The organism is Psychrobacter nivimaris (genome assembly GCF_904846365.1).
GTDB lineage: Bacteria > Pseudomonadota > Gammaproteobacteria > Pseudomonadales > Moraxellaceae > Psychrobacter > Psychrobacter nivimaris_B.
On sequence record NZ_CAJHAL010000019.1, the window covers coordinates 63,420 to 74,269 of the forward strand.

The window sequence follows — 10,850 nt, forward strand, 5'->3', positions numbered from 1 at the left end:
CAAACGAGCCTTTTTCAGTACCTATACCGCACATTTATTATGCAATGTGCATCAACTATCTATGCGCTACATTATACGCATATTAGCTTCTTAATAGAAATCAATGTTACAGGCGTACACTTAGCACCAACATTGTTTTTCATATTGTCGTCATAGTTAATTCACCTCTCATTAAGGCTTTTTTTATGCTTCTTTTATACAGATACATAAGATTGAAACATAAATTATAGAAATACTCTAAATGTGGCTTATTGGAATGCATCTATTTTATGCAGTAATTGGCTTTTATAAGTGCTTAACATCGTTACTAGCAATGAGATTTTTCATCCTAGTAAATACGAAACTTGATTAGACTGGCCCTAATTTATGTAGCAAACCCCACAATTTGTATATTTTTAACAAGTTTTTTGGTGAAAACCCTCGAAATTGTCCTAATATGGCGGTATAATTCACCGTTATAATCTTTACTAAATAACCTTATTTTCTGGAGTTATCATGGCAGCGCAATCTACAGCACTTGTAATCAATCTTGATCAGCTAGGAAAAGACGACATCGAAATGGTTGGTGGTAAGAACGCTTCGCTTGGCGAAATGATCAGCCATCTTTCTGATTTAGGCGTTAGTGTTCCAGGCGGCTTTGCCACCACTTCAAATGCATTCAACCGCTTTTTGACTGAAACAGGCTTGCTTGACAAAATCAACAGCGAGCTAAAAACACTAGACGTAAATGATGTTAATAAGCTTGCGGCGACTGGTAAAAAGATTCGTACTTGGATTATTGAACAAGAACTGCCAAAAGATCTTGAGCAAGAAGTACGTCAATCATTTGAAACCATGAGTGGCGGCGAAGACATCGCTGTTGCTGTCCGTTCTTCTGCCACTGCTGAAGATTTGCCAGATGCGTCATTTGCCGGTCAACAAGAAACCTTCTTGAACATTCGCGGTATTGATAACGTCCTAATTGCTATTAAAGAAGTATTTGCCTCTCTATACAACGACCGTGCAATCTCTTACCGTGTACACAAAGGTTTTGAGCACGAAGGCGTTGCACTATCTGCTGCTGTACAGCGTATGGTACGTTCAGAGACTGGTGCTGCTGGTGTTATGTTCACGCTAGATACCGAAAGTGGCTTTGATCAAGTGGTATTCATCACCTCAAGCTATGGCCTAGGTGAAATGGTTGTACAGGGTGCGGTTAACCCAGATGAGTTCTATATCTCTAAGAAATTGCTAGCCAACGGTAAGCCATCAGTTATTCGTCGTAACCTAGGTAGCAAGCATAAGAAAATGGTTTATGGTGATGAGGGCAGCACTGCTAAATCAGTTAAAACCGTTGATGTTGAAAAACAAGATCGCATGCAGTTCTCTTTATCTACTGAAGAGCTAACCTCACTTGCCAAGCAAGCGGTAACGATCGAACAGCATTATGGCCAAGCGATGGATATCGAGTGGGCAAAAGATGGCGATACTAACGAGATCTTCATCGTTCAAGCACGTCCTGAGACTGTTAAGAGCCGTCAAGACAGCAACGTAATGGAACGTTATGTCATCGACACGACTGGCGCAAAAGTATTGTGTGAAGGTCGTTCAATCGGTCAGCGTATCGGTTCAGGTAAAGTGCGTATCGTTAGCAACCTAAACGAGATGGACAAAGTAGAAGAAGGCGACGTACTCGTATCAGACATGACTGATCCGGATTGGGAGCCAGTTATGAAGCGCGCTTCTGCTATCATCACCAACCGTGGTGGTCGTACCTGTCACGCTGCTATTATCGCGCGTGAGCTAGGTGTACCAGCTATCGTTGGTTGTGGTAACGCAACTGAGCTATTGGTTGATGGTCAAGACGTAACTGCTTCTTGTGCTGAAGGCGACACTGGTTTCATTTATGGAAGCCAGATTGATTTTGAAGTACAGACTAACTCTGTTGAATCTATGCCAGAGCTAGCATTCAAAGTGATGATGAACGTTGGTAACCCAGATCGCGCATTCTCATTTACCCAAATGCCAAACGAAGGTATCGGTCTTGCACGTCTAGAGTTCATCATCAACCGTATGATTGGTGTGCATCCAAAAGCCTTGCTAAACATGAACAGCTTGCCACGTGAAATTTCACAAGCGATCCAAGAGCGTATCGCAGGCTATGCATCACCTGTTGACTTCTATGTTGATAAATTGGTCGAAGGTATCTCAACGCTAGCTGTTGCCTTTATGGATCAGCCCGTTATCGTTCGTATGTCAGATTTCAAATCAAACGAATACGCTAACTTGCTTGGTGGTAAGTTATACGAGCCATCAGAAGAAAACCCAATGCTTGGTTTCCGCGGTGCTAGCCGTTATGTGTCTGATAACTTCCGTGACTGTTTTGAGCTTGAGTGTAAAGCACTAAAACGTGTACGTGATGACATGGGCTTGACCAACGTTGAGATCATGATTCCATTCGTACGTACTGTTGGCGAAGCCAAAGAAGTCATCGAGTTACTTGAGAAAAATGGTCTAAAACGTGGCGAAAATGGTCTACGCGTCATCATGATGTGTGAGTTACCAACCAACGCCCTATTAGCAGAAGAGTTCCTAGAGCATTTCGATGGTTTCTCAATCGGTTCTAACGATTTGACTCAGTTAACGCTTGGTCTTGACCGTGATTCAGGTATCGTCTCTCATCTATTTGATGAGCGTGATCCTGCTGTTAAGAAACTATTATCTATGGCTATCGAAGCTTGCCGTAAGCAAAACAAATACGTTGGCATCTGTGGTCAAGGTCCATCAGACCATCCAGATCTAGCTTTCTGGCTAATGGAGCAAGGTATCAGCTCAGTGTCATTGAACCCAGACTCAGTATTAGATACTTGGTTCTTCTTAGCTGGTGAAGAAGCGAAGTAAACCGCTACGTTTAGTCACAGCGGTCATTCACACAGTCATTAAAGATACCACTATTAGGGTCTATTTGATTTTTTCAAATAGACCCTAATATAATGTCCTAAGACATGACTAACTATGCAGGCAATTATGCAGATTTTCCTTGCTCGAAATAACGTACAAGCTGGCCCATATCAGTTGGATCAGCTGAATATCATGCTGGCATCTGGTGAAGTATTGCTTGATGATTTGATGTGGCATGAAGGCTTAGCTCAGTGGCAGCGCATAGGTGATCTTACCAATAACCAAACGGTGTATCGCCCGACCAGTGCTAACACGCCTGAAGTAAACGACTCTATCATCAATAACGTGACCGTCTTCCCTGAAGATACTAATAAATCGAAAGATGATAAGTCAGTATCGTTAGACAGACTATATGGCAAGCCTGAACGTCCTAAAAACGTGAAAGCCGACATGACGACCAATCGTCATCAAACGCCGCACAACAATGTCTCACTGAATAAGTCTACTCTCAAAAAAGCTGTTGCAGACAATGATAAAGTCGTCGGCAACGTGGTACTTGCGCCAATTATGTCACGCGTATTGGCAACCGCGCTTGATTGGCTGCTACTAATAATGGCGTTTCTTCCATTAATGCTAGCTATGAGAAAGTTGGGAGACATGCCCACAGACTTACAGAATATGGAAGCAGTAATTAAATATTCTTTGAGTCTTTCTGAAAGTATTCCGCAAGCGACACAATTAATATCCAATGCGATGGTTTTCGGCCTTATCGCTTTGCAATTACTTTTTATTATCTTGCGGGGCCAGTCGTTAGGTAAATTGATTACGGGAATTCGTGTTGTAGATCAAACCACCCATCATTTACCTTCTTTTCTTAGATTGGTTGTGATACGTACTCTTTTTCTAGCACTACTTTATATCCCCCTTTCTACTTCATTTATAGTACTGATACCTTTAGCCATTCATTACTATATGGCATCTAAAAGCCCTGAAAATATTGGTTGGCATGACAAACTTGCCAAAACCTTAGTGGTCAAAGCAGACAGTAGCCAATTGGCAAAGAAGTCAAAATCTGAATAACAGTATTTTGATTTGGCTATTGGTTTTATAGCTCGTTATACTTAAAAAAGCTGCGTACTATCGCGGCTTTTTTATTTAGCAAAGCTTATTTAGCCTTTTTTTATATTTTATTGACAGTAGCTTGGTGATTAACCTTTGTGTTAGTTGCCGAGTACTGTTATAATACGGCGCTTTATAAACTAAGCTTATTCTTGATTGTTTTTTATAAAATATGACTAGAATTGGGCTTACCTTATAAATCTCCTTGCTATTAACATAGGGTTAATAGCTACTAATCCGTAAGGAGTCATAATGCGACATTACGAACTGGTGTTACTTGTACACCCAGACCAAAGCGACCAAGTGGTCGGCATGGTTGAGCGCTACATCAAGTTAGTTCAAGACAACAACGGTGTTATCCATCGTCTAGAAGATTGGGGCCGTCGTCAACTGGCTTATCCAATCAACAAGATTCACAAAGCTCATTACGTTCTTTTCAACATTGAAACTGACGGTGAAACTTTAGCTGAACTTGAAGAATTATTCCGTTATAACGACGCGATCATTCGTAGTCTAGTTATGCGCCGTGACGAAGCTGTCACTGAAGAGTCGCAGTTAGCCAAGAATGCCGATGAAAAACGCGCACGCAAAGCAACTACTCGTCGTCCAGACAATCGTGAAAACGATAATGACGACAACGACAACAGTGAAGACTAATTAAAGGAGAATACTCATGGCACGTTTCTATCGCCGTCGCAAATTCTGCCGTTTCACTGCTGAAGGCATCACTCACATCGACTATAAAGATGTTGAATTGCTAAAACAGTACATTAGTGATAATGGTAAAATCGTACCAAGCCGTATTACTGGTACATCTACTAAATATCAGCGTCAATTAGCGACTGCTATTAAGCAAGCTCGTTACTTATCGCTACTTCCATACACTGATAACCATCAAGGTTAACCGCTAACTAGGAATGACTCATGCAAATTATTTTGTTACAGCGTATCGTCAACCTTGGTAAACTCGGTGAAACTGTCGATGTAAAACCAGGTTACGGACGTAACTTTCTTATCCCTCAGGGCAAAGCGCTACCTGCTACTAAAGCTAACATCGAAAAGTTCGAAGCACGTCGTGCTGAACTTGAAGCTGAAGAAGCAAAAGAGATCGCTGTTGCTCAAGAGCGTGCTGATGCATTGACTGACGTTAATGTTATCATGCGTGCTAAATCAGGTGACGAAGGCAAGCTATTCGGCTCTATCGGTACTCGCGATATCGCTGAAGCATTGACTAACTCAGGTCTAGAAGTAGACCGTGCTGAAATCAAGCTACCTGAAGGCACTCTACGTCAAGTTGGCGAATACAATGTTGATATTCAGCTACACCATGACGTTACTGCTAGCATCTTAGTTACTATTCTTTCTGAAGATGGTAACAACGAAGATTCAGCTGAAGAAGAAGCTGCTGAAGAAGACTATTCTGAAGAGTAATCTTCTATGTAGTTAGACTCAGTCTGCAAAAAGCCAGCAACTTAGGTTGCTGGCTTTTTTACGTGTGTTATTTTTGGCATTAGAGTCTATGTATTTAGACTATTTATATTGCTAACTTGCACTCTTTTATCTCGATAAATTAGGATTTTATATATTCCTAAACAACTTAGGATTCTCAAAAAATCTGTTGCTATGATAGCGGTGTTATCTATGCAATATTGTAGTAACTAAATGCAACAACTACCTTAAAAGTGCTATACCAAACAACAAGATACTGCCTATATAATCATCTTTATTACTATTAGCAGAATTGATAATCTACTGCTATCTAATGTACTAATAGGGCGCAAGAACATGAAAGAAAATAATAACATCCATACCAATGACAAGCTTATCTGTACCCAAGGTAATGCATACTACTCCGAAGGAGAGGTTTATACAGTTGGCAGAATAGTCAATGACAAATACTTTCAGCTGCTGACCAGTGGCAATGATGATCATTGGTATGCCACGTTGGACGATCAAGGCATTTACGTCAGCTTTGATACTGCAACTGCTACCAATAACAAAGCTTTTTTTGATAAGATTGCCTAACTGTCAATAAGGGCGCTTCTTAGAATACCTATCCTAAAAATAATTATTACTCAGGTAGGTAAATATTGTTTAGACAAAAACTGGTCATTATAAATGGCCAGTTCTTTTGGTTTGAAGTATTAGCAATTACTAGTTATACAAGTATTTCCATTAGATTCTTCGACGTTTTCTTACTAACTTCCGTCATTTCAAAATTAAGTATCTCTCGATTTTTTGTCAACAGCGCCAACTATTTAACGAATCTATTTCCTAGCGGCGTCTATTTGCTATAAAATATGCCCCTTTAAAATTTCGTATCGTTAGTGATGCAGATAGTTGGTTCGATATCGTTTAAATGTAGACATGGTAAAAGCGCTTGAAAGCACTACGCAGAGTAGACTTAGCACGCTATATACCGTATTTAATCTCGATATAATTGACTATATTTGCATTGGTAATCAATTAAGATATAAACCATATTGAGACAGTGATGATTGTATTTTGGCTTGTGCTGACCATTCTTTTTATTATTTTCGCTACCGCAAAACTAAAGTGGCATCCCTTTTTAGTATTGATTCTCTCTGCTTTTTTGGTCGCGCTATTTTATCAAGTACCACTTAATACGGTCGCCAAGACGATCTCTGATGGTTTCGGTGGTATCTTAGGCTATATCGGTCTTGTGATTGTATTTGGTACGATTATTGGCTTAATTCTTGAAAAAACGGGTGCTGCTATCGTAATGGCAGAGTCAGTCATCAAAGTATTGGGGCCACGCTTTCCTACTTTGACTATGTCTATCGTCGGTGCGGTCGTTTCCATACCTGTATTTTGTGACTCTGGCTATATTATCTTGAACTCTCTAAAAGAGTCTTTAGCTGAGCGCTTACATGTATCAAGTGTCGCGATGAGCATTGCCTTGGCCACTGGTCTATACGCTACCCACACCTTTGTCCCACCGACGCCAGGTCCAATCGCAGCGGCAGGTAACTTAGGTCTAGAGTCAAACTTAGGTTTGGTCATTATGGTCGGTGTAGTCGTGACAGCAGTTGCGGTATTGGCTGGCTGGTGGTGGTCTAATCGCTTCCTTAACGCTACTCCTGACAATATCAATGCGGCAGATGCTCCAGCAGCAATGCCTGAAGGAATGAAAACTCGTGATGATTATAATCACTTGCCTTCAGCAACAATGGCGTTTTTACCGATTATCGTGCCTATCATATTAATCTGTCTATCTTCGGTTGCTAATTTCCCAAGCGCACCATTTGGCAGTAGCATAGTAGCGGAAATTCTGATATTCATTGGTAACCCATTGACTGCGTTACTTATCGGTTTGTTCTTATCGTTTTTCTTAATTAATTCAGAGCAAAAAACGCAGCAAATCAGCGATAGTATCTCACAAGGTTTGGTAGTAGCAGCCCCTATCCTATTGATCACTGGTGCTGGTGGCGCGTTTGGTGCCATGCTAAAAGTGACGCCAATCGGTGACTACCTAGGTTCGACTCTATCGGCCTTGGGTTTAGGCATCTTCATGCCATTTATCGTCTCTGCTGCGCTAAAAACGGCACAAGGCTCAACCACAGTCGCATTGGTTACGACTTCTGCTATGGTTGCCCCACTATTGAGCCAGATTGGCCTAGACAGCGAACTTGGACGCGTGTTCTGCGTGATGGCAATTGGTGCTGGTGCCATGACCATCTCACATGCCAATGACAGCTTCTTTTGGATTGTTAGCCAGTTTAGTCGTATGAGCGTGGCACAAGCGTACAAGGCTCATTCAATGGCCACTGGTATCCAAGGTGTGACTAGCATCGTATTTATCTGGTTGTTGACTCTAGTGTTTATCTAGTTGATGAAATTGTGTATTTCTATATACGTTTATTTGATGATCGTTAAATAAACGTTTTAAAACATGACACTATCGCAATGATCGTGTCATTAAGATATTCAAAGAGAGCCGTATGAAAATTTTGATCGCCCCTGACTCGTTTAAAGAAAGTTTAGAAGCACTGGACGTGTGCCATGCCATTCAATCTGGTTTTAGCCAAGTGTTTCCAGATGCTGACTATAAGCTGTTGCCAATGGCCGATGGCGGTGAAGGCACCTCAGCGGTATTGTCTTATGTATTGGGCGGGCGCTGGAAAGAAGTTAGAGTACATGACCCATTGATGAGACCGATTACGGCAAAGTATCTATTATTGCCTGACGCGACTGCTGTTATTGAAGTGGCTCAAGCGTGCGGATTACACCTACTGACGGCTGATGAGCGTAATCCCGTTATTGCGAGTAGTTATGGTGTTGGGGAGCTGATCGAAAATGCGTTAGAAGAAGGTGCTAAGCGTATCGTTATCGGTCTAGGTGGTAGCGCAACCAATGATGCAGGTCTTGGCATGCTAATGGCGCTAGGCATAACATTTCATGACATTAATGACAGCCTGCTCACTCATGGTGGTGGCTCACTTGCCAGCCTACATAAGCTCGATAATACTAGCCTTCATGCAAGGATATCAGACACGGTATTTGAAGTTGCTTGTGATGTGACCAATCCATTATGCGGTTTGCTAGGGGCTAGCGCAGTATTTGGCCCACAAAAAGGCGCGTGCCCAGAACAAGTCAATACCTTGGATAAGGCACTCAGTCACTTTGCGACCATCTGTGGACAGCATGGCTATGAAGACTATCAATACGTTGAAGGCGCTGGCGCTGCTGGTGGTCTTGGCTATGCGATGATGACTTTCTTTCAAGCTCAGCTAAAGTCAGGCTTTGATACGGTGGCCGAAGTGGCTCACCTGTCACAGCATATCGCAGAGACTGATCTCGTCATCACTGGCGAAGGTAAGCTCGATGCACAAACAGCCATGGGTAAAGTGGCAGGCGGTATCAGCCAAATCGCTAAGGCTAGCCGTACACCTGTTATCGCTATCTGCGGCAGTGTCGATGGACTAAAACCTGCTCAGACCAGTCAGTTTGATGTGGTCATGCCGAGTATCCAAAAAGTAGACACGATCGATAATGTGTTAGGCTCTGCTTATAACAATATTGAGACTACTGCTGCTAATATTGCCGCAAGTATCAAACTTGGGCAGACTTTAAGATAGACGCAATCTTTTATAGTCGCAATCTATCAATGAACCTCTTCTGTTAAATGCGCAGCTATTGAACTTTCGATTAACCCTTCGTTAGCTGTGCATGTATCATTCACTCTCAACATATCTATAGCCATTCTTTTACTTCATCAATGACCGTATGCATTCTATTAGAGAGTACCTGCTGTCTTCTGACTGCCAGATATAGGGTTTCGCTAACAGCAACTGGCAGATAATGACTGTTAATCAGCTCAGGCTTCGGATAAGCGGCCACGGCATGGGCTGGCAAAACAGTAAAGCCTATTCCTCTGCTGACTGGCTCTAGTATCAGGCCAATCTGATTCGAAAAGCCCTTTTTCTCGAAATTATTGATATGCTGGAATTGCTCATAATTAGCGGTCAGTAGCATGCCTGCATGATGGGCGCCATCTGGATGATCGATAAATCCAAGTGCCATAAGCTGCTCCCAGCTAGGCTTTAGTGTAGCCGCAGGGGTTACTAGTATCAATGCTTCTTGCGCTATAGGCCTGCAGCTAACCGTCTCATCGTCTGAGATATTTGTCATAAAGCCAATATCAATCTCGTGATTTGCCAGCGCCCGCTCAATATCAGAATTGGGTGCAAAACGGTAATCAATCACTAGTTTTGGATGCTGCTGCTGTAGTGTCAAAAGCTGCGGATATAACTTGAGTCCCACACTACCCGGTGACATCAACCGCACCAATCCTTCATAGGGCGGATCTTCACCGATACGCTGCTCCAAATTAGATAATCGCTGCAGTATCTCGCCCGCTTCTTTATAAAGCTGCTCACCTGCATTGGTCAATGAGAACTGCTTTCCTTGACGAATCAACAAGTCCGTATCTAGTTGCTCCTCTAACTTACTTATGTGTTGGCTTACACCAGACTGCGTCATATATAGACGTTCAGCTGTGCGGGTAAAGTGCCCAACTTCAGCAAGCGTACAGAAAGTTCGTAGCCATGTAATATTTATCATTACGTTTTATACTTATTTATATAATATTTGATAATTTTACATAATGAAAGTGCATTTGTATACTGGCCTTACGTTAAACAAGAGTACAGCAAACAGGAGCACAAATTATGAACAACGTTTATCCAAGAAGCTTTTCGCACATCGGTCTATCAGTCCCTAACTTAGATGCCGCCGTAAAATTTTATACTGAAGTGATGGGTTGGTACACCATCATGGAACCAACTGAGATTGTCGAAGATGACAGCCCGATTGGTGAGATGTGTACTGAAGTATTCGGTGCAGGTTGGGGCAGCTTCCGTATCGCTCACCTATCTACTGGTGACCGTATCGGTGTTGAGATTTTTGAATTCAAAAATCAAGAAAACCCTGAAAACAACTTTGAATATTGGAAAACAGGTATCTTTCACTTCTGCGTCCAAGATCCAAATGTTGAAGAGTTGGCTGAGCGTATGGTTGCCGCAGGTGGTAAGAAGCGTATGGAAAAACCACGCTACTACTACCCTGGCGAAAAACCTTACCGCATGATCTATATGGAAGACCCATTCGGTAACATCGTTGAGATATACAGCCATAGCTATGAGCTTATCTATAGCGAAGGCGCATACTAGATTCAGTATAAATACAGCTTAGTATAAATTTAGGGGCTGTAGTAGATAAGGATTAAATATCACACCATTTTCTCAAGGTTTTCAGCTGATTAGATGGTGAGCCATAGTTGAATCTAAACTCGCACTCTTTTAAAAACAAATGGAAGTTCTTCTTATTAA

At 42.0% G+C, this 10,850-nt stretch carries 10 protein-coding genes and 1 pseudogene; 9 read left to right on the forward strand and 2 right to left on the reverse strand.

Annotated elements, in window-relative coordinates:
* Positions 1–495 precede the first annotated feature (495 nt).
* The 8 genes from ppsA (at position 496) to JMX63_RS09060 (ending at position 9,098) form a co-directional block, all read left to right on the forward strand.
* Positions 496–2,880: a phosphoenolpyruvate synthase gene (ppsA, locus tag JMX63_RS09025; RefSeq protein WP_201572104.1), complete on the forward strand. Its 2,385-nt coding sequence runs from the start codon at positions 496–498 to the stop codon at positions 2,878–2,880.
* Between the two features lie 126 nt (positions 2,881–3,006).
* Positions 3,007–3,960, forward strand: a complete 954-nt coding sequence (locus JMX63_RS09030; protein ID WP_227673298.1) for an RDD family protein — start codon at positions 3,007–3,009, stop codon at positions 3,958–3,960.
* Between the two features lie 291 nt (positions 3,961–4,251).
* Positions 4,252–4,656, forward strand: a complete 405-nt coding sequence (gene rpsF / locus JMX63_RS09035; RefSeq protein WP_101205443.1) for a 30S ribosomal protein S6 — start codon at positions 4,252–4,254, stop codon at positions 4,654–4,656.
* Positions 4,657–4,672: 16 nt separating this feature from the next.
* A complete protein-coding gene (rpsR, locus tag JMX63_RS09040) occupies positions 4,673–4,903 on the forward strand; it encodes a 30S ribosomal protein S18 (RefSeq protein WP_010198808.1) in 231 nt (76 codons plus the stop codon).
* Between the two features lie 20 nt (positions 4,904–4,923).
* On the forward strand, positions 4,924–5,430 hold the full coding sequence (gene rplI / locus JMX63_RS09045) for a 50S ribosomal protein L9 (RefSeq protein ID WP_102094899.1): 507 nt from the start codon (positions 4,924–4,926) through the stop codon (positions 5,428–5,430).
* A 354-nt stretch (positions 5,431–5,784) separates the two neighbouring features.
* Positions 5,785–6,024, forward strand: a complete 240-nt coding sequence (locus JMX63_RS09050) for a hypothetical protein (RefSeq protein WP_179798876.1) — start codon at positions 5,785–5,787, stop codon at positions 6,022–6,024.
* A 469-nt stretch (positions 6,025–6,493) separates the two neighbouring features.
* Entirely contained in the window at positions 6,494–7,849 is a 1,356-nt protein-coding gene (locus tag JMX63_RS09055; RefSeq protein ID WP_201572106.1) for a GntP family permease, read from the forward strand.
* A 112-nt stretch (positions 7,850–7,961) separates the two neighbouring features.
* Complete coding sequence (locus JMX63_RS09060) at positions 7,962–9,098, forward strand: glycerate kinase (RefSeq protein ID WP_201572107.1); 1,137 nt, start codon at positions 7,962–7,964, stop codon at positions 9,096–9,098.
* Positions 9,099–9,213: 115 nt separating this feature from the next.
* On the opposite strand, the gene JMX63_RS09065 is transcribed toward JMX63_RS09060, so the two are convergent.
* Positions 9,214–10,083, reverse strand: a complete 870-nt coding sequence (locus JMX63_RS09065; RefSeq protein ID WP_201572108.1) for a LysR family transcriptional regulator — start codon at positions 10,081–10,083, stop codon at positions 9,214–9,216.
* Between the two features lie 107 nt (positions 10,084–10,190).
* On the opposite strand from JMX63_RS09065, the gene JMX63_RS09070 reads away from it, so the two are divergent.
* Complete coding sequence (locus JMX63_RS09070) at positions 10,191–10,691, forward strand: lactoylglutathione lyase family protein (RefSeq protein WP_201572110.1); 501 nt, start codon at positions 10,191–10,193, stop codon at positions 10,689–10,691.
* 52 nt (positions 10,692–10,743) lie between these two features.
* On the opposite strand, the pseudogene JMX63_RS09075 reads toward JMX63_RS09070, so the two are convergent.
* Positions 10,744–10,850 (reverse strand): annotated as a pseudogene (locus JMX63_RS09075) (IS1595 family transposase); the annotation flags it as partial.

Excerpts from the sequence above, each read along its gene's own strand:
- JMX63_RS09055 (WP_201572106.1), top strand. The coding sequence starts at position 6,494 with ATGATTGTATTTTGGCTTGTGCTGACCATTCTTTTTATTATTTTCGCT.
- JMX63_RS09030 (WP_227673298.1), top strand. The coding sequence starts at position 3,007 with ATGCAGATTTTCCTTGCTCGAAATAACGTACAAGCTGGCCCATATCAG.
- rplI (WP_102094899.1), top strand. The coding sequence starts at position 4,924 with ATGCAAATTATTTTGTTACAGCGTATCGTCAACCTTGGTAAACTCGGT.
- JMX63_RS09070 (WP_201572110.1), top strand. The coding sequence starts at position 10,191 with ATGAACAACGTTTATCCAAGAAGCTTTTCGCACATCGGTCTATCAGTC.
- ppsA (WP_201572104.1), top strand. The coding sequence starts at position 496 with ATGGCAGCGCAATCTACAGCACTTGTAATCAATCTTGATCAGCTAGGA.
- JMX63_RS09060 (WP_201572107.1), top strand. The coding sequence starts at position 7,962 with ATGAAAATTTTGATCGCCCCTGACTCGTTTAAAGAAAGTTTAGAAGCA.
- JMX63_RS09065 (WP_201572108.1), bottom strand. The coding sequence starts at position 10,083 with ATGATAAATATTACATGGCTACGAACTTTCTGTACGCTTGCTGAAGTT.
- rpsR (WP_010198808.1), top strand. The coding sequence starts at position 4,673 with ATGGCACGTTTCTATCGCCGTCGCAAATTCTGCCGTTTCACTGCTGAA.
- JMX63_RS09050 (WP_179798876.1), top strand. The coding sequence starts at position 5,785 with ATGAAAGAAAATAATAACATCCATACCAATGACAAGCTTATCTGTACC.
- rpsF (WP_101205443.1), top strand. The coding sequence starts at position 4,252 with ATGCGACATTACGAACTGGTGTTACTTGTACACCCAGACCAAAGCGAC.